The sequence below is a fragment of the Streptomyces sp. NPDC001858 genome (genome assembly GCF_053594615.1).
In genome coordinates this window covers 62,619-81,423 of sequence record NZ_JBSFEV010000008.1, presented here as the reverse complement: position 1 = coordinate 81,423, position 18,805 = coordinate 62,619, and the positions used below count along the sequence as shown (strand labels likewise).

Annotated in this window: 18 protein-coding genes and 1 pseudogene; 18 read left to right on the top strand and 1 reads right to left on the bottom strand. The window is 71.5% G+C overall.

What is annotated here, in order from left to right; genetic code table 11:
- Positions 1 to 11: 11 nt before the first annotated feature.
- From ACWCPF_RS14025 to ACWCPF_RS13950, 16 genes and pseudogenes are all read left to right on the top strand, one after another.
- The gene (locus ACWCPF_RS14025) at positions 12 to 1,238 is read left to right on the top strand and encodes a cytochrome P450 family protein (protein WP_451045253.1); all 1,227 of its coding nucleotides are present in this window, start codon (positions 12 to 14) and stop codon (positions 1,236 to 1,238) included.
- A 24-nt stretch (positions 1,239 to 1,262) separates the two neighbouring features.
- On the top strand, positions 1,263 to 1,742 hold the full coding sequence (locus tag ACWCPF_RS14020; protein WP_451045252.1) for a LuxR C-terminal-related transcriptional regulator: 480 nt from the start codon (positions 1,263 to 1,265) through the stop codon (positions 1,740 to 1,742).
- A gap of 262 nt (positions 1,743 to 2,004) precedes the next feature.
- The gene (locus tag ACWCPF_RS14015) at positions 2,005 to 3,945 is read left to right on the top strand and encodes an ATP-binding cassette domain-containing protein (protein ID WP_451045251.1); all 1,941 of its coding nucleotides are present in this window, start codon (positions 2,005 to 2,007) and stop codon (positions 3,943 to 3,945) included.
- A gap of 61 nt (positions 3,946 to 4,006) precedes the next feature.
- Positions 4,007 to 5,146: an NUDIX hydrolase gene (locus ACWCPF_RS14010; RefSeq protein WP_451045250.1), complete on the top strand. Its 1,140-nt coding sequence runs from the start codon at positions 4,007 to 4,009 to the stop codon at positions 5,144 to 5,146.
- A gap of 108 nt (positions 5,147 to 5,254) precedes the next feature.
- Complete coding sequence (locus ACWCPF_RS14005; RefSeq protein WP_451045249.1) at positions 5,255 to 6,373, top strand: hypothetical protein; 1,119 nt, start codon at positions 5,255 to 5,257, stop codon at positions 6,371 to 6,373.
- Entirely contained in the window at positions 6,360 to 7,409 is a 1,050-nt protein-coding gene (locus ACWCPF_RS14000; protein WP_451045248.1) for an enolase C-terminal domain-like protein, read from the top strand. The genes ACWCPF_RS14005 and ACWCPF_RS14000 overlap by 14 nt, the downstream gene beginning before the upstream one ends.
- Complete coding sequence (locus tag ACWCPF_RS13995; protein ID WP_451045247.1) at positions 7,409 to 7,858, top strand: hypothetical protein; 450 nt, start codon at positions 7,409 to 7,411, stop codon at positions 7,856 to 7,858. The genes ACWCPF_RS14000 and ACWCPF_RS13995 overlap by 1 nt, the downstream gene beginning before the upstream one ends.
- Positions 7,855 to 8,556 carry an HAD hydrolase-like protein gene (locus tag ACWCPF_RS13990; protein WP_451045246.1) on the top strand — a complete coding sequence of 234 codons (702 nt, stop codon included), beginning with the start codon at positions 7,855 to 7,857 and terminating at the stop codon, positions 8,554 to 8,556. Before ACWCPF_RS13995 ends, ACWCPF_RS13990 begins: the two co-directional genes overlap by 4 nt.
- Entirely contained in the window at positions 8,553 to 9,332 is a 780-nt protein-coding gene (locus tag ACWCPF_RS13985) for a class I SAM-dependent methyltransferase (RefSeq protein ID WP_451045245.1), read from the top strand. The genes ACWCPF_RS13990 and ACWCPF_RS13985 overlap by 4 nt, the downstream gene beginning before the upstream one ends.
- 73 nt (positions 9,333 to 9,405) lie before the next feature.
- Positions 9,406 to 10,176: a phytanoyl-CoA dioxygenase family protein gene (locus ACWCPF_RS13980; RefSeq protein ID WP_451045244.1), complete on the top strand. Its 771-nt coding sequence runs from the start codon at positions 9,406 to 9,408 to the stop codon at positions 10,174 to 10,176.
- Positions 10,177 to 10,190: 14 nt separating this feature from the next.
- Positions 10,191 to 10,844 carry an L-threonylcarbamoyladenylate synthase gene (locus ACWCPF_RS13975; RefSeq protein WP_451045243.1) on the top strand — a complete coding sequence of 218 codons (654 nt, stop codon included), beginning with the start codon at positions 10,191 to 10,193 and terminating at the stop codon, positions 10,842 to 10,844.
- Positions 10,834 to 12,951 carry a phosphoketolase family protein gene (locus ACWCPF_RS13970; RefSeq protein WP_451045242.1) on the top strand — a complete coding sequence of 706 codons (2,118 nt, stop codon included), beginning with the start codon at positions 10,834 to 10,836 and terminating at the stop codon, positions 12,949 to 12,951. The genes ACWCPF_RS13975 and ACWCPF_RS13970 overlap by 11 nt, the downstream gene beginning before the upstream one ends.
- Positions 12,948 to 13,808: a phytanoyl-CoA dioxygenase family protein gene (locus ACWCPF_RS13965; protein ID WP_451045241.1), complete on the top strand. Its 861-nt coding sequence runs from the start codon at positions 12,948 to 12,950 to the stop codon at positions 13,806 to 13,808. Before ACWCPF_RS13970 ends, ACWCPF_RS13965 begins: the two co-directional genes overlap by 4 nt.
- A 277-nt stretch (positions 13,809 to 14,085) precedes the next feature.
- Entirely contained in the window at positions 14,086 to 14,337 is a 252-nt protein-coding gene (locus tag ACWCPF_RS13960; RefSeq protein WP_451045240.1) for a hypothetical protein, read from the top strand.
- A 235-nt stretch (positions 14,338 to 14,572) separates the two neighbouring features.
- A complete protein-coding gene (locus tag ACWCPF_RS13955; RefSeq protein WP_451045239.1) occupies positions 14,573 to 15,085 on the top strand; it encodes a hypothetical protein in 513 nt (170 codons plus the stop codon).
- A 224-nt stretch (positions 15,086 to 15,309) separates the two neighbouring features.
- Positions 15,310 to 15,621, top strand: a pseudogene (locus ACWCPF_RS13950) (MmyB family transcriptional regulator); the annotation flags it as partial.
- A gap of 88 nt (positions 15,622 to 15,709) precedes the next feature.
- Here the strand turns inward: ACWCPF_RS13950 and ACWCPF_RS13945 are convergent.
- On the bottom strand, positions 15,710 to 16,591 hold the full coding sequence (locus ACWCPF_RS13945) for a helix-turn-helix transcriptional regulator (RefSeq protein ID WP_451045238.1): 882 nt from the start codon (positions 16,589 to 16,591) through the stop codon (positions 15,710 to 15,712).
- A 174-nt stretch (positions 16,592 to 16,765) separates the two neighbouring features.
- Between ACWCPF_RS13945 and ACWCPF_RS13940 the strand changes: the two genes are divergently transcribed.
- Positions 16,766 to 17,668 (top strand): alpha/beta hydrolase, encoded by a 903-nt coding sequence (locus tag ACWCPF_RS13940; RefSeq protein ID WP_451045237.1) that lies wholly within the window; start codon positions 16,766 to 16,768, stop codon positions 17,666 to 17,668.
- 93 nt (positions 17,669 to 17,761) lie between these two features.
- A complete protein-coding gene (locus ACWCPF_RS13935) occupies positions 17,762 to 18,670 on the top strand; it encodes an alpha/beta hydrolase (RefSeq protein WP_451045236.1) in 909 nt (302 codons plus the stop codon).
- Positions 18,671 to 18,805 lie beyond the last annotated feature (135 nt).

The following is an 18,805-nucleotide window of genomic DNA, read 5'->3' as shown; positions in this document are numbered from 1 at the left end:
GAGACCCTGACGTGTCCGAGCAGCAGATACTCGTCCTCGACCCCACCGGCAGCGACCCGGACGCCGAACACCAGGCACTGCGCGAGCGCGGCCCTGCCACGCTGGTGGACATCCTCGGCGTGCGCGCCTGGTCCGTCTCCGACCCGGCCCTCCTCAAGCGGCTGCTCACCAGCAAGGACGTATCCAAGGACGGCCGCGCCCACTGGCCGGCCTTCGCCGAGACCGTCCCCAGCTGGCCTCTCGCGCTGTGGGTTGCGGTGGAGAACATGTTCACCGCCTACGGCACGGACCACAGCCGCCTGCGCCGCATGGTCGCCCCCGCCCTCTCTGCCCGCCGCACCGCCGCCCTCCAAGCAGACATCGAGACCCTGGTCACCGGCATCCTCGACGACCTCGACACGCTCCCGGCCGACGAGAGCGTCGACCTGCGCGAACACCTCGCCTACCCGCTGCCGATCGCCGTCATCGGACAGCTCATGGGCGTCCCCGCCGACCAGCGCGCCGAGTTGCGCACCGTGGTCGACAACGTGTTCGCCACCCACCTCACCGCTGAGGAACAGGCCGCCAACACGACCGCCCTCTACGGCCTGCTGGACGCCCTCATCGACACCAAGCGCACCGAGCCCGGTGAGGACATGACCTCGCTGCTGATCGCCACCCGCGACGAAGAGGGCGACGGCTCCGCCCTCAGCGACGCCGAGCTGCGCGACACGCTCCTGCTGATGATCAGCGCCGGGTACGAGACCACCGTCAACGTCATCGACCAGGCCGTCACCACTCTGCTGTCCGACCCGCAGCAGCTCGCCCACGTCCGGTACGGACGGTGCACCTGGCAGGACATCGTGGAGGAGACCCTGCGGCACGAGCCCGCGGTCAAGCACCTGCCCCTGCGCTACGCCCTCACCGACATCCCGCTCCCCGACGGGCAGACCATCCGGTCCGGAGACGCCATCCTCGCCTCCTACGCCGCCGCCAACCGACACCCCGCCCTGCACCAGGACGGCGACCGGTTCGACGCCACCCGCCCCAGCAAGGAGCATCTCGCCTTCGGGCACGGCGTCCACTTCTGCCTCGGTGCCCCGCTGGCCCGTCTCGAAGTCTCCACGGCCCTGCGCCTGTTCTTCGAACGCTTCCCCGACGCCCAACTCGCCACCGAACACCACACGCTGCAGCGCCTGCCGAGCCTGATCAGCAACGGACACACCACCGTCCCCGTCCGCCTGCGCCCGACCAGCTGACCGACCTCAACGAGGAAACCTGCCATGACCACCCTCGCCCCAACACAGCGCCTCACCCCGTCCGAACTGCGGCTCGCCCAACACGTGGTGGAGGGCCTGAGCGCTCGCGAGATCGCAGCCGCAACCCAGCTCAAGCCGGGCACCGTCCACTCCACGCTGCGCACCGTGCGCTGGAAGATGCGCTGCCCCGAACGCTGCTCCCTCACCGTCGTCGCGCACCACCTCCTCAACGCCGGGGAGATCACCGCCCCTGCGGCGGAGCGGCCCGTTCCCGACATCAGCGCCGAGCAGATCAGTCTGCTCAAGGCCGTCACCGAACACAGCCTGCCCCGCGACATCGCGCGCGCCGCCGACCTCGCACCGGCCGACCTACGCGCCACGCTCGACGAGCTCCTCACCGACACAGGAGCGAAGGACACCACCCGGTTGGTGGTCCTGGCACACAGCTGGAAGCTGCTGCCGGCCGAGCAGGCCCCCGCGACGTCCCGCGGAGCATGCAAGTGACCCGGCCCACGACCCGATCTCAGCCGGGCGGGAAGCCGACCCGGATGACCCCGCCGCAATGTCCTCGCCGCGCGGTGGTGTCGGCGTTTCGGCCATTTGCGGCCCGGAGCCGTTCCCTGCCAGACCAGGGGTCCCGGATCCGCAGGTCCCCTCGCCCTGGGAATTGCGGGCTGCCCAGCACGACCGAATGACGTGTGTTCGATATCGCAGCCGTGTCGTTAGACCTCGCGACTCTGCCGCAGCGACCGTCCCAGGGGGAACGATGACCTCGGCCATTACGCAGGATCAGCCACCACAACCACCGGAGGGAACCTCTCAGGATGACCAACTGCAGGAGGCCAGTGTTCGAGAGGAGGAATTTCTCTATCGCGACGAGTCGCGGCTCCAAGCCGGATCTCTGCTGACCTTCCGCACCATGGCGCGGCGCCTTCCCTCGCTCGTACGGCGCTCTGTGCAGATGGCCTGGCGGGTGGACCGCGGCGCGACCATCGGACTGCTGGTGTGCCAGATCGGTACGGGCGTTCTCGCGGCTCTTGGCCTTCTGGCCGTCACGGGCACGATCACCGCGCTGATCTCTTCGGGCGATATCACCGAGCGGCTGTGGGACGCCGCTCCGCAGCTGGCCGTCATCGCCGCCGCCACGGGCCTGCGCGCGCTGCTGGGCATCATCGTCGTCTGGCTGACCGGCCGTCTGCGACCCGTTCTCGGCAGGGCTGCGGAGCTGACGATGATCGAGGCCGCGCTCGGCGCGGAACTGGCCGCCAACAACAAGCCCGGCTACAACGACGCCTACGACATCGCCGACCGCGGCGCACAAGTCACCCCCGACCTCGTCGAAGAGGCACAGGACGTCCTCGCGGCGACCGCGACGCTCACGGCCGGCGCAGCCGTGCTGACCGTCCTGGACCCGCTGCTCCTTCCCCTTCTTTTCCTCGCGTGCCTGCCGCAGGCCGCCGCCTACGTCCGGTCTGCGCGGGTGGTCTACCTCGCCGGGCTGGAGACCTCCGGGCGGCGCCGGATGCTGGGCAAGCTGCGTTGGCACATGGCCTACATGGAGTCCAGCGAGGAGATGCGCGCCTGCCTGGCCGGCCCCTTCCTGATCGGCCGGTACCGGAAGCTGGCCGCCTCGGTCAACGCGGCCGAACGCAAGGCCGCGAACACGGGCGCCTGGATGGGACTGGCCGGCGCGGTCGCCGGCGGGATCGCCTCGACCGCGGTGTGGGCGGCGCTGCTGTGGCTCCTGGCGTCCGGGCGGATGAGCCTGGCGGCCGGCGGCGGCGCCGTCTTCGCCCTGCAGACGGCCACCGGCTCGGTGCGCGGCATCATCAACGGCGGGGCCCGTCTGGTGCGCACCGGCTGGTACGTACAGGACTGGCAGAACTTCCTCGACAACGCTCACGGCCAGGCCATGGCCGACTCCCGCGGCACCGCGTCCCTGCCCGCCGCCCCGGAGCGCTTCGAGGTCCGCAACGTGACCTACCGCTATGACGGCGCCCCGAAGGACAGCCTCAGCGGCGTCTCACTCCACGTGCGGCGCGGCGAGATCGTGGCGCTGGTCGGGGAGAACGGCTCCGGCAAGACGACCCTCTCGCGCCTGCTGTGCGGGCTGCTGCTGCCCACCGGTGGCGACGTGGCCTGGGATCACGCCTCCACAGCGGCCCTGGACCCGTGGGGGTTGTGGGAGCACGTCGCTCTGGTCCCGCAGAAGTTCACGTATCTGCCGCTGACGATGCGCGACAACATCACCTTCGGGCAGGGCGACACCAGTGACGCGGCCCTGCTTGCCGCGTGCGAGGCGTCCGGCGCCGCGGAGATGCTGCCCCACCTCCGTTCCGGCCTGAACACCCTTCTGACCAGCGAGTGGTTCGGCGGACAGCAGCTCTCCGGCGGGCAGTGGCAGCGCTTGGTCCTCACCCGCGCCTTCCACCGGCAGGCGGCGCTGCTGGTGATGGATGAACCCACGGCCGCCCTCGATGCGCGAGCTGAGCACCGGATTTTCTCCGGCCTACGCGAACTGGCCAAGGACCGCGCCGTCCTGCTGATCACGCACCGGCTCACCAATGTGGCCGTCGCCGACCGGATTGTGGTCCTGGACGAGGGTCGGATCGTGCAGGAGGGCACGTACGCCCAGCTCACCCAGGAGCCGGGGCTCTTCCAGTCCTTGTGGGAGCTGCAGCGCCGAATGAGCGGCGACAACTCCTGATCACCGCTCGCCGTTACGCGCCGTACACACGCCCGCCCACCGTTGCGAAAGGCAGAGCCACGTGACTTCTCCTGTCTCACCCTCGGATGACGTCGCACCGCGTACCGCCCCGTCCGCAGCGCCGTATGCATCGTCCCGGCACGCGGTGTGGGTCGGCGCCGCCGCAATCATCACTGACCAGGTCGGCCGCGTCCTGCTGGTTCACCCCACCTACCGCGAGGACGACCGGTGGCTGTTGCCTGGAGGAGTCGTCGAACCCGGCGAACACCCGCACGACACCTGCCGGCGCGAGATCACCGAGGAACTGGGCCTGGCGGACCTGCCCCTGTGGGACGTGCTCGCCGTCCACTCCCTCTCGCCGCGCCACCCCGCCATCCGGCCCGGCACGCCGTGTCCCGGAGAGATCCGGTACGTCTTCGACGGCGGAACCCTCTCCCCCGACCAGGTGGAGGCGATCCGTCTGCCCCGCGAGGAGCTGTCCGAGTTCGCCTTCCTGGAGACCCGGGACGCGGTAGAGCGGCTGCGACCCGTAGACGGGCAGATCATGCTCGCCGCGTACCGTGCCCGGCTGGGGAACACCGCCACCGCGCACCTCGCCGACGGCCGGCACATCCTCGACGTCCCGGCGCTGGATCGCCATGACGTGCACGTCCGCTACCGGCCCCTGTGGGACAGCCCGCTCAACCGCGGCCCCGTCCCCGAGCGGCTCCCCGTGCAGCAAGCCTGGGCGTGGTGCTTCGTCCCCGACGGCCGGGTCGTCCTCGTTGCCGACCCCGGCCCCCGGGGCGCGCTGCCGATGCTGCCCGGCGGCACCGTGGAGAAGACCGACTCGACGGCCGAGGACACCCTCCACCGGGAAGCCGCCGAGGAGGCCCGCCTCACTCTGACCGACCCGGTGCGACTGGGCTGGGTGCTGGACGAGACCGGCGAGGTCTACGGCGGAGTGGGGCCCAACGCCCGGCTCCGCCTGGCCGCCCGGGTCACCGGCGTCGGGCCGGCGGCCGTCGACCCCGCCACCGGCCACCCTTTCGCACGCCTGCTCGCCGCCCCCGTCCAGGCAGCCGCCCTGCTGGGGTGGGGGCCGCCGGGAGCGCGGCAAGCCGGACTCGCTGCGGAGACAGCTCGGGAGCGCTGGGGCCTGCCTACTGCTTCCCCCGCCGCGATCGAGGAAGTCCCTGCGGAGGGGATGCGGCTGAGCTGACACGAACTACTCCCCCCCCCGCCTCGACTCGTCCCGCTCTGCCCTCTGAGGTGGCCCTATGCCGCTGTCGCACGACCACATCCGCACAAAGACCAGTTGGAGTCCTTCATGCCGCATCTCTCCATGAGCCGGGCCATATCCTCGGACGGCACCGTCGGCACCGAACGCCTGCATCATCTGGAACGGGCTGCCTTGAGCCACGGGGTGCCCGTCGAGGACGTGCTGCTGATCGCCGTCAACCTGTTCGGGATCACCTCCGACCAGGACCGTCATCGGGCCCGGGTCAACCTTCGTCTCGTGCGCCGCCCCGACGTCCCCTGGCAGATCATCGTTCCGCTGAACCGGCCAGCCAGCCCGTTTCGGCTGCGGGGCGACGAGTTGTCGCTGAACGGCGAGGTGGTCGCGCACGTCGAACGCATCGACGCCGACGAGGCGGTCGGGGGGTACTTCCGCAATGACGGCCGTGCCGCGACGCTCAACCCCAACGCCCGCAGCAGGTGCGTCGGATGCGGTTGGTGCCCCAACACCTTGGAGGCCGCCGCCGACCCGAGGCTGCAGGAGGAGCAGGGACTCGACGACCTGCTGCGCGCCCTCGGCCAGCAGCACCCCCGCCGCACCCTGACCGAGCTGACCGAGGTCACCGTCTCCACCGGCTGCTTCGAGCGGGAGGAGGCCGCCGTCGCTCACCTGACCGCCCTGCGGCCTGCCCTGGCGCGGGCCGGCGTCACGGCCCGGATCGGCTTCCTCACCTCCGTGCTGCGCAGCGACGAGGCGTTCCAGACCATCGCCTCGCAGGTGTCCCCGTTCGTGCTCAGGCTGACGGCCGAGCACTTCACCCGGCGAGCGGCCCTGATGAAGTCCACCAAGGCCGACCTGCGCCCGGAGCAGATGCCGGGCCTGCTGGCGCGGGCGAGGGCGGCGGGGCTGGACACCTCGTACACGTACATCGTCGGGCTGGACCCGATGGAGAACCTCGTGCGGGGCGTAAAGGCACTGGCAGGCGTGGTCAACGCGTTCCCGAACTTCCAGGTCTTCCAGGCGCACACGGTGATGATGCAGGGCATGCGGACGCCGGGCGCGGAGAGCCTGGAGTACTACCTCCAGGCGCGTACGGCCATCGAGCGGGCAATGGTGCCGACCGGGCTGAGGCCGGTGGGCTGGGAGTGCTATCGGCCGCTGTGGTACTTCACCTACGCGGGAGAGGACCTCGTCGATGGACCTCGCTGACGCGGTCATCGAGCGGGTGCGGGTCGAGCGCCTCGACAAGCGCGTGGCGGGTCCGTGGGAGGCGGGCGACAGCCGGTTCGCGGTGGTGGTCGAGGCCCGCGGGGTGGCCGGGGTGTTCGCTCCGGTCGACGAACTGCCCGCCGCACTCGTCGCCACTCGGCTCGGGCAGCTCGCGCTACGGCACGCGGTGACCGACCACAGGGGGCTGCTGCACAGGCTGCTGGCCGAACTCGGCCCGCACGCGGCAGGGCTTGGCCGCTGGGCGGTCGGGGCGCTGGACTGTGCGGTGTGGGACCTGCACGGCCGTCTCGCCGACCTCCCGGTCGCGGCCCTGCTCAGCGACCGGCCCGCGCGGCGGGTGCCGGTCTACGCCTCCTGGCTCTCCCTGGACCTGGCCTCCGCGTCGGCCGCCGAGTCGGTCAAGGCCACCGCCGGCGAGGGGTTCGCCTTCACCAAGTGGGCGTTGCGCGACGCGGAAGCCAGCGAAGTGGCGCTGCTGGCCGAACGGGCGGCGGCATGGGCGGGGCAGAGCGTGGCGGTGGACGCCCTGGGCACATGGGGCCACCTGCGGACCACGGAGGTCGCGCCGCTCCTCGCACCGGAGGCGGTGCGCTGGGTGGAGGACCCGCTCGCGCGGACCGACCGGGCCGCGTACACGCATCTGCGCAGGCAGGCGGAAGGTCTGCGGGTCGCGTTCGGGGAGCGACTGGCCCATGTGGAAGACGCCCGGGCCCTGCTGGAGCACTGTCGGCCAGAGGCGTTCACGTTCGACGCGGTGTGGTGCGGCGGCATCACGGAAGCGCGGGACTGGCTGGGCGTAGCCCACGACGTGACCGTCCCCGTCCATCTGCACGGCCGGGCGTTCCTGCCCGCCGTGCACCTGGCTGCCGCGTTCCCCCGTGCGGCAGGCGCGGTGGAGTACCAGGTGGTGTGGGAGCCGCGACGCCAGCGGGCGCTGTACGGCACTCTCCCGCCGGACGGCGGGTCCGTCGCGCTCCCCGATCGCCCCGGTCTCGGGATGGAGGTGCGCCGGTAATGCCCATGCACACCGGCGAGCTGGCGGTCCACGGCCGCCTGGAGCCGCGTGAGGAGAAGGTACTGCTCGTGGTGCACGAGCGGCTGAGCGGATTCGACACCTTCCTGTCCGCGACCCTGCGTCTCGACCGGCCGGTGGCGCTGCCGCAACTCCCAATCCGCATCCTCACGTTCGACGACGTCACCGTCCTTTCGCCTCTCGGCCCGGCTCTGCCGCAGGCACAGGCCGACGAGGCGTGGAGCGGCACGCTGCTGATACCGCACAGCTCGCGCCCGCCGACGATTCCCGAGGATCTCGCCCAGGCGGCTGCCGAGGCCGGTGTCGACACCGGCGGCTGGACGCCGACGGAGGCCCGGCAACTTCTGACCTTCCTCGGCGAAGCCGGCCCCGGTCCCGTGCGTACCGAGCGGATCAGCATGATCGTCGCGACCCTGGCGGATCGCCCGTGAGCCCGGCGACCGGCGTGCGGCTGGTGAGCCTCGACGTCGGATACACCCTGGGAGAGCCGTCGGGGACGACGCTGACGCAGCGCCTGGTGGAGCTTTCCCCGCTCCCGGTCCGGCAGGCGAAGCAGGTCGCCCAGCAGATCCTGCACGCCATGGACCCGCGCAGCGACGCGACGGGGCCGCAGACGGTGTGCGCCGCCCTGGGCCTCGCGCCGTCCGCGTTCCCCCACGACCACCGTCCGCCCGGATTCGCCCTGTGGCCCGGTGCGGTGGCGGCGGTGGCACGGATCGCCCGGGTCGCGCCGGTGGTCACCCTGTCGAACGTAAGTCACTGGGACGAACAGGAGACCAGCATCGCCGCCCTCCTCGCCCCCTACCTCCGGGCCCATCACCCGTCGTGGCAGATCGGGTTCGCCAAGCCCGACCCGCGCGCCGTGCAGACTGTCGCTCGGCTGCACGGCCGTGATCCCGCGGAGGTGCTGCACGCCGGCGACAGTTTCGACTACGACGTGCGCGGCGCACTGGCCGCCGGCGCCCGCGCTGTGTGGATCACCTCGCGCCCGCCGTCGGCCGAGGAACTCCGGCTGCTGGCCGAGCACCCCGGCCGGGTCACGGTCGTGCCGGACCTCGCCCGCGCGGTCCGGCACATCGAGCAGACCGTCCTTCCGTCAACCTCTTCCACCAGGAGCGCTACCCCGTGAGTCAGTTCGACACCACCGCCCCGTTCTACGCCACCTACCGGCCCGGCATCCCGAAGGAGGCCGTCGAGCTGCTCGCACAGCGGGTGGCCGGCAAGGAGAACCGGGTCCTGCTCGACCTCGGATCCGGCACCGGACAGGTCCCCCTGGCCCTGGCCGGGAAGATGACGGAAATCGACGTCGTCGAGCAGGACGCGGGCATGCTCGGCGAGGCCGACAAGGCGCTCGCCGGGCTGCCGGTCGCGGTCCGCCTGCACAACGCGTCGGCCGAGGAGTTCACCCCGCCCGCCTCCTACCAGGCCGATCTCGTCACGGTCTGCCGCGCCTTCCACTGGATGAACCAGGACGTGGTGCTGTCTCGCCTGGAGGGCATGACCGCGCCGGACGCGACCGTCGCGGTCATGGGCGACGGCAGCCTGTGGACCGCGCGCACCGGGTGGACCGACGCCCTGCGGGCTCTGATCCAGGAGTACCTGGGCGAGGAGCGGCGGGCAGGAGTGGGCAAGAAGTACGCGGCGCACAACCGGCCGTACCGCGAGATCCTCGCCGAGTCCGCGTTCGGTCAGGTCGAGGAGCGCACCATCGGCGTCGAGCGGAAGTGGAGCACCGAGACGGTGATCGGCTACCTGTACTCGACCTCCTTCGCCGCCCGGCCGCTGTTCGGCGAACGGGTCGACGACTTCGAGCGGCGCGCCCGCGCGCTGCTCGACGAGCACGCCGTCGCCGGCGGCCTGATCGAGCACGCCTCGTTCCAGGTCGTCCTCGGCCGGCGCGGCTGATCCGCCCCTCCCTCTTCGCCGGGGCGGCCCCCTTCCCGCCCCGGCCCTGTGTCCTTCCGGAAGGAGATCCACCATGCCCCGATCCGTGACGTGGAGCGACGACGAGCAGCGCCGGTTCGTCGACGACGGCGTGCTCATACGCCGTGGCCTGGTCCAAGGCGCCGTGCTGTCCCGGGCCCGCGACCTCGTCGGCGGCTGGCTGAACGAGCAGTACGACCCCGCGCGGCTCATCGCCTACACCGAACGCAGCTTCGCTCCCGAGCTGGAAGAACACCCTGATGTCGTCGCCCTCTACCAGCGAAGCGGCCTGGCGGAGCTGGCCGACGATCTGCTGCGGCCCGCGACGACCGCCCCGATCACCCAGGCACAGATCCAGATCCGGCTGCCGCACGCCGAGCAGCAGCCGGTGAAGGCGATGCACGTCGACGGCGTCTCCTGCCCGCACCTGGAGCCCCGCGACCTGCGCACGTTCACCTTCATCGTCGGCGTCGTCCTGGACGGCAGCGCCACCGCGGACGCCGGCGCTCTGCACTACGTGCCCGGCGGGCACCACCGGATGGCCAGCTACTTCGCCACGGACTGGGTCCTGGGGCAGCCGGCCCAGACCCCCGACGACATCGCCGCCCAAGACGGCACCGCCCTCACCGCCGAGCCCGGCGACGTGATCGTCATGCACCACCTCGTCCCGCACCGGGTCGGCATCAACACCAGCAGCACGCCCAGGGTGATGGCGTACTTCCGCGTCAGCCACGCCCAGCACCCCGGCCTCGCCCTCCGCGCTCTGTCGGACCCGTGGCTGGAGTACCCGACGCTCGCCGCCCTCGCCCGCCCCGGAACCGCGTGAAAGGGGAGAGCGCCGTGGACGTCCTCACCCCCGCCCAGCTCCCCGACGCGGCCCGGCTCCTGGCCGCCGGACAGATGGTCGCTGTGCCCACGCCCCGCTGGTACATGCTGTGTGCCCGCGCCGCCGACCCCGCCGCGACGAGCGCGGTCTTCCGCACCAAGCGGCGCCCCGGCACCAAGCCGCTGCTGTTCCTGCTCGACTCCCCGGCCACGGCCGACGCCCTGTTCGACCTGAGCGACGACGCCCGCCTGCTGACCGGCGGCCTGTGGCCGGGGGACCTCGCGCTGCGTCTTCCGTGGAGACCGGGCGTGGAGCCCGTCACGGCGGTCGGCTCCCCAGCGCTCGTCGGATGCCCCGACGGGGTCCTGGGTCAGCTGGTCGCCCTGGTCGGCGAGCCGCTGGCCGCCGCCGTGTGCGGCATCTCCACCCCCGCCGCCGGCGACGAGGACCACCCGGCGCTAACGGCCGACCAGGTCGTCGCATTCGACCGGACCACGGGAGCCGGTGTCGCCGCGGTCGTCGACGGCGGGATCTGCCCGCACGGCCGGCACATGACCATCGTCGACTGCCCCGCGGGCGCCGCAGCCCGCCTGCACCGGGAAGGCACCGTCCACCCCCGCGCCATCGAAGCCGCTCTCGCCCGGACAGGAGGACCGGATGTGGGCTGACCTCGCCCGCCGAACGAACCGCCTGGTGCCCGACGCATCGGTGGCCGCCGTCACCGACGCCCTCGACTACCTCTGTCTCGCCCAGCTCTACCTGCGCGACAACCCGCTCCTAGCCCGGCCCCTGACCCCGGCCGACGTCAAGACGCGACCGGCCGGCCACTGGGGGGTGTGCCCGCCCGTCAACCAGATGCTCGCCGCCCTGGGCCCGCTCCAGACCGCCACACCCGACGGCTACGAGCTGCACGTCCTGCACGGCGCCGGGCACGCCGGGCCCTCCGCCCTCGCCCACGCCTACCTCACCGGCCGACTCGGCCACGCCCACCCCGACCTGCGCCAGGACGCGGAAGGGCTGCGCGAACTCGTCGCGGGCTTCCCCCGGGCCGACATCGGCGGGGAGATCACCCCGATGATCCCCGGCCACCTGCACACCGGAGGCCAGCTCGGCCCCGCCCTCGCGATCGGGCAGGGCACCGTCCTCGACGCGCCCCACCGGCTGTCCGTGGTCCTGATCGGCGACGGGGAGTGCGAGACCGGGACGACCGCCGCCTCCTGGCTCGCCACCCGCGCACTGCACGGTACGGGCGAGCACGGCACCGTCCTTCCCGTCGTCCTGCTCAACGGGATGCGCATGGGCGGGCCGAGCGTGCTGTCCACCATGAGCCGCGCCGAACTCACCGCGTACTTCACCGGCCTTGGCCACCGGCCCGTCTACAGCGACGGCCGCGACTTCGGCCGGCTGCGCCAGGCGGTGGCCGAAGCGCTCGGCGCCGCCCAGCCCCTGGGCGTTCCGGGACCGTCGAGCGTCCTGGTGCTCACCCTGGACAAGGGCCACGGCGCACCCGCTCACCTCGCCGGCACCCCGGCGGTCCACAAGACGCCGCTGCGCGATCCGGCCGGTGTGCCCGCCGAGTTCGACGCGCTCGCCGACTGGCTGGCCTCCTACCAGCCCACGCAGCTCCTGACCTCCATCGGCCGGCCCCGGCCGCACTTGCTGCCCGCGCTCCCTCTTCCCCGGCCCGAGCCCGACGCTCTCCCGGCGCCGCGCGGCTGCGTCGCCGCGTCCGCCCAGGTCGCCGGTCACGCCGTCGGCCGCCCGTTCACGCAGGTGGTCCCCGAGGTCCTGCGGGGCTTCGCGGAGCGGGGCCCGTTCCGCGTGTTCAGCCCTGACGAGCTGGCCTCCAACCGCCTCGACCTCACCGACGAGCACGGGCGCCCGGTGCCGTGGGCGGTGGAAGTGCTCAGTGAGGAGCTGTGCCACGCCTGGGCCCAGGGCTACACGGAGACCGGCCGGCACGCCCTCGTCGCCACCTACGAGGCGTTCGCACCGATCACGCTCAGCCTCGTCCAGCAGCAGCTCAAGCACCGTGCCGTGCGCCGGCATGCCGGGCTCGCCCCGCTGCCGAGCCTGGTCTACCTCCTGACCAGCCTGGGCTGGCACAACACCCTCACCCATCAAAACCCCAGCCTCACCTCGGCGCTCCTGGCCGGTGGCGATCCCACGCTGCATGTACTCACCCCGGCCGACCCCGCGCGCACCGCCGCCGCGCTCACCTTCGCCCTGCGCAAGCTCGACCGGTGCACGCTCGTCGTCGCCGACAAGCACACGGCCGCCCACCACCCGCTGGAGACCCTCGATGAGGAGCTGCGGAACGGCATCGCGATCTGGCCCCACCTGACCCATCCCGGCGCCGACGAGCCCGACCTGATCCTCGCCTCCGCCGGCGACCTGCCCGCCGAGGCTCTCACTGCCCTCGCCCAGCGGCTACGCGCCGCACACCCAGACCTGCGCCTGCGGTACGTCCACGTCCACGACCTCACCGCTCTCGCCGAAGAAGGCGCCCACCCCCTCGCCCTCGCCCCGGACGCGTTCGCCCGCCACTTCGGCACCCGAGCGCCGCTCGTCCTGGCCACCAGCGGACACCCGGCCGACATCCATGCCCTCCTCGGCCGCCGCCACCCCGGCCCCCGGCTCACCGTCCTCGGCTACCGCGACCCCGGCCGCCCCGTCTCCCAGGAGGGCCTTCGCCGGCTCTGCGGCCTCGACAACGCCGGCCTGTGGCACCTCGCCACCACCCTCACCGACGCCCCGAAGGAGATACCGGCATGAGCACCCCGCTCCCACCCATCGCCCTCCACGCCGGCACCATCGACGCCTTCGAACGCGACGGGTACGCGGTCATCCACAACGCGATCACCCCGGAACTGCGCGACCAGCTCCTGACCGCCTCCGAGAAGCTCCTGGCCAGCAATATCACCCAGGGCCGCGACCGAGGAGGCGACGGCAAAGACGGCTTCCGCGAATGCCTCAACCTCGACCGCACCTTCCTCCCCCTCCTCGCCAACCCCGCCGTCCTGCCCACCGTCGTCCAACTCCTCAGCCCGAACATCCACGTGCTGTCGGCCCATCTCATCGCCCTGCCCAGCGGCCCGCCCCGCACCATCCGCATCCCCGAGCGCCACGGCTGGCACCGCGACATGTACGGCGTCACCGCCGACCTCGGCTTCCCCCACACCCCCCGCATGGCCATCAAGGCCGCCCACTACCTCACCCCCGTCACCCCCGACTGCGGGCTGACCATGTTCCTCCCCGGCAGCCACCGCCTCACCGAAGAACCCGTCGTCCCCACCGGAACCATCGACCCACCCGGCGCCATCACCCCCGACATCACCGGAACCGACGCAGTCCTCTTCGAGAACCGGACCTGGCACACCGGAGGCATCAACCTCTCCGGCCGCCCCCGCATCGCCCTGATGCTCCAGTACGGATACCGCTGGCTCCACCCTGTTGACGGCCCCGCCACCGAACTCCGGAAAGACCCCGCTCTCACCCCGATCGAACAGCAGCTCCTGGGACTGCCCGACCGCCGCCCGGACGGATCACTTGCCAAGGGCAGCGGAGCCGCCCCCATCCGCTCATGGTGGGAAACCAGCCCGTGGACTTCCGTGTCGGCCCAGACGCGCTAGCCGAGCGTTGGAGGATCCATCGACCAACCACCGCCCAAGATGATCGCCGTCGCCGAAGAAGCCGGACAATCCGTCCTCGGCGGGCTCACGCTCGACCGGATCGCCGCCGGCGGCGCCATCACCTGGCCGCCGGACACCGGCCTCGACGCCACGCATCCCTCAGCGGCCACCTCACCCAGCAGCTCCTTCACGGCACCCCCGCAGGATCACCCTCACTCGGCACGTCACCGTCGCTGCCGGCTAGCACCGCGCACCCGCATGACCCCGGCCGCCTGGCGTGCGTCCATCACTGAACGGCCTCGTCACGCACGCCGGATCCGTCGGACTCATTGCGGGCGCGTTGCTGCTCGTGATCGGCATCAACTGGGTCGGCGCCCTGCGAGGGTGCCTGCGCGCGGTCTGGGAGAAGGAGCAGGACCCGGGAAATCCGATCCTGCTCAGGCTCAAGGACACAGGTGTGCTGGTCGGTCTCGGCGTGTGCCGTGGACGAGGACGCGATGATCCCAGCAACATCCGCCGTAGCTGCTGAGCGGACTCGGAACAGGTACTGCCGGGCCGACGCCGAGAATTCCGAATGCGCTCCAGCGCCTGGGACCCTGAGCCGTTCGGGTCCGTTCCCGGCATTTCGCCACGTCGGATCCGTTCTCTCGCGGTTTGCTGTCGCGGTGAGGGGAATTCCGACGCCGGTGCTCACAGCCCGCCTGTGTGCGCGGTCGCACTGTCGAGGAGATCGCCGAGGACAGTCGAGAAAGGGGCGGCCCAGGATGCATCGCGACAAGCTCGGGATCTACCTGAATGACCACTTGGACGGTGCCACCTTCGGTATCGGACTCGCGCAGCGCATCGCTCACCAGCACCGCCACTCGGCGCGCAGCGCCGACCTGCAGCGCATCTCGGACGAGATCGCCCAGGACCGGCAGATCCTGCTCGAAATCATGGACTCGCTCGGCGTCCCCGCACGCCGCTACAAGGTCTACGGGGGTTGGGCGGCCGAGAGGCTGGGGCGCCTGAAGCCAAACGGCGTCCTGTACCGGCGCTCCGGGCTGAGCACGTTGATCGAGCTTGAGACCCTGCGGCTGGGAGTCGAGGGGAAGACCTTGATCTGGCGCACGCTGCTCGTCGTGGCCGCGGGGAAGCCCCGTCTGGATGAATCTCAGCTGCAAGGTCTGCTGGACCGGGCGCGGGGCCAGATCGACACGCTGGAGACGCTGCGCCTCACAGCAGCGGCGGCGGTCTTCTCCCCCCGGACTGCGCACCGTGACTCTGACAGCCCGTGAAACTGCGGTGACGTCGTCGAACGGGTAGCCGAGGCATGCCGATGAAGCCTTCCGATGCCGCAGGCCGTTCCCCTCTATTCGGACGGCTGCGCCGGGTGATCCGGCATTCGCCGGTCGGGGGCGGATGGAGACGGGGCCGGGAGCTGGAGCGAGCGAGCGTCAACTTGAGTGCAACATAGGCAGATTGATGACGGGGCCGATACTTGCGACGGGCCATGAAGCCGGAGTTCCGCACCGCCTGGGCCAAGCACAACGTGCGCCTGCACCACACCGGCCGCAAGTCCTTCCACCACCCCGCCATCGGCGTCCTCACCCTCGACTTCGACGCGATGGAACTGCCTGCGCAGCCCGGCCTCACCCTCACCGCCTACAGCGCCGCTCCCGGCACCCCCGAGTACAACGCCCTACGGCTCCTCGCCAGCTGGGCCGCCACCGAGATCACCTCACCCTCGTGGACGACCGATCGCGAGAGTTCCGCGAGGGGCTCGGAGCACGATCACGAAGACGCAGGTCGGCGCTCGCGGGAGTCCTCTTGAAGCCGGCGAGGCGTCCTTGTCTGCGTGCGGGCGGTACGGGCACAGCCCGGCAGGAACGCCGTCTGCTGGAAGGGTCCAGGCGGATCGCTCAAATTTCGTCGACGGTCGGGACCGCCGACTGCTGATGGTGGGTGGCCGCCCAGGTCGCGAGCAGGCGCAGGCCGTCCTCGGAGGCGGTGCCGGGTTCGGCGCCGAAGGCGAGGAGTGTCAGGTCCTCGTCGGCGACGAGGGCCATCGCCTCGAAGGTGAGGTGGAGGGTGCCGATGGCGGGGTGGTGGAGGTGTTTGAAGCCGGTGGTGTGGCGGCGTACGTCGTGGCGGGCCCAGCGGGTGCGGAAGTCCGTACTGCGGGTGGACAGTTCGCCGATCAGGGCGGTCAGGTCCTGGTCGAAGGGGTTCCGGCCGGCGTGGGCGTGGAGCAGGGCCACGGCGTCGTCCGCGGCGTGGTCCCAGTCCTCCCAGAAGTCGCGTGAGCGGGCATCGAGGTAGACGAACCGGGCGTGGTTGGGAGGCTGCGTCGTGATGTCGTGCAGCGGTGCGAACAGGGCCCGACCGAGTGCGTTGCTCGCCAGGACGTCCGTGCGGCCGTTGATGACGGCCGCCGGGGTGTCGGTCATCGTGTCGAGGAGGCGCTGGACGTTGGGGCGCACACCCTTCGGAGCCGCCGGTTTGCGGCGCCGGCGCGGGCTTGTTCCGGCGGCACGGGCCAGGTCGTAGAGGTGAGACCGCTCCGCGTCGTCCAGATGTAGGGCGCGGGCGAGGGCGTCCAGGACGGTGTCGGACACCCCGGCGAGGTTCCCCCGCTCCAGGCGTGCGTAGTACTCGGGGCTGACCCCGGCGAGTTGCGCGGCCTCGGCGCGGCGCAGGCCGGGCACCCGGCGGGCGCCGTAGCTGGGCAGCCCCACCTGGTCGGGGGTGATCCTGGCCCGGCGGGAGGTCAGGAACTCGCGGATCTCACTGCGGTGGTCCATGCCCTCCAGGCTAGGCAGCCGCGGAGCCTGGTGGGGTGCCCTGCCATTACACCTTTCGGCGGTGACTCCCTCGTTCGGCGATACGGCGGTTGCATGGTTGCCGACTCGCCCAGTGAACGGCTTCGCACCGGCTCTGCGGCCCCTCTCCCGAACAGATCAGCAAAGGACACCACCGTGCAGAACGTCACCTTCGACAACGCCGGTATCCCCATGGCCGGGAACCTCTACCTCCCGGACGGCTTCTCCGAGGACCGGTCGTACCCGGCGGTCGTCTCCGTCCACCCCGGCGGCGGCGTCAAGGAGCAGACGTCCGGTCTCTACGCCGAGCAGCTCGCCCGCGCGGGCTTCGTCACTCTCGCCTTCGACGCCTCCCACCAGGGTGCCAGCGGCGGCGAGCCCCGTCACCTCGAAGACCCCGCCTCCCGCGTCGAGGACGTGCGGGCCGCCGTGGACCACCTGTCCACGCTCGGCTACGTCGACGCCGACCGTGTCGGTGTGCTGGGCATCTGCGCAGGTGCGGGCTACGCCGTCAACGCCACGATGACGGACCGCCGTATCAAGGCCGTCGGCACCGTCAGCCCGATCGACATCGGCGCCGCCTACCGCCTGGGCTGGGACGGCTCCGAGCCTGTGGCCACGCAGCTCGCGACCCTGGACGCGGTGGCGCAGCAGCGGGCGGCCGAGGCCGGGGGCGCCGACGCCACCGTGGTGCCGTACGTGCCCGAGACGGTGGACGAGACCACCATGCCCGACATGGCCGAGGCCCACGACTACTACCGCACGCCGCGCGCCCAGCACCCGAACGCCGACAACTGCATGCTGTTCACCAGCGTCGCGAACGTCTATGCCTTCGACGCGTTCCACCAGGTCGAGACGCTGCTCACCCGGCCGTTGCTCATGGTCGCCGGCAGCAGGGCGGGCTCCCTGTGGCAGGCCGAGCAGCTACTGCCGCGGGTGAACAGCCCCAAGGAGCTGGCTGTCATCGACGGCGCCGGACACGTCTCCCTCTACGACGTCCCCGAGTACGTCGAGCAGGTGACGGCCCGCCTGACGCCGTTCTTCACGAAGTACCTCTGAGACCCGGCATCCGGCAGTAACCCGCCGGTCGGGGCGCACGGATCCGACCGTGGGCGCCACTCATCCCTCTCACGAAAGAAGGAGCCGAAGAAAATGAAGACGAACGTCACCTTCCCCAGCAACGGGCTGAACCTCGCCGGGCACCTCTACACCCCCGACGGTCACGACGGTGGCCGCCTGCCCGCCGTGGTCGTCGGCCACCCCTTCACCGGGGTAAAGGAGCAGACCGCCGGCCTGTACGCCCAGCGGCTGGCCGAGCAGGGCTTCGTCGCCCTGGCCTTCGACGCCGCGTACGGAGGTGAGAGCGAGGGCGAGCCGCGCGGCCTGGAGAACCCCTTCCAGCGGGCCGAGGACGTCAAGGCGGCCGTCTCCTATCTGAGCACCCGCGACGACGTCGACGCCGAGCGCATCGGTGCCCTGGGCGTCTGCGCCTCCGGCGGCTACGTCCCCTTCGCCGCGCAGAGCGAACACCGCATCAAGGCGGTCGCCACCGTCAGCGCCGTGGACGTCACGAGCCTGTTGCGTGACGGCGTGGGGCACACGGACGACGGGAGCGCCTTCCGCGGCATGGTCGAGAAGGCCGGGGCGCTGCGCACCGAGGAAGCACTAGGCAAGCCGGCGGTCCTGGCGAGCGCACTGCCGGACGCCGTGGAGGCGTCGGTGCCTGTGCTGTACCAGGAGTGCTTCGACTACTACCGCACCTCTCGCGGCCGGCACCCGCGCTCCACGAATCAGTGGGTGATGCGCAGCGTGGACCAGATGGCGGTGTACGACTCGTACGCCATGATCGACGCGATCTCCCCGCGGCCGCTGCTGATGATCGCCGGCTCGGAGGCGGACACCGCCCACGTCAGCCGTGAGGCCATCGCAAAGGCGGGCGACCCGAAGGAGTTCTTCGTCATCGACGGTGCCACCCACGTCGACCTGTACGACCAGGACAAGTACGTCACCCCGGCCGTCGCCAAGCTCGCCGACTTCTTCGGCAAGCACCTGTCCGCCTGACCGCCGGTTCACCGGTGCCGACGCAATCGCGTCGGTGGTGCACGTCAACGAGCACTGCTCGCACCCGCAGCTGTGCACCATTGATCTTCATGGGCCTGGTGAACCACGCGACGGGCAGACCGCCACTACCGCCGC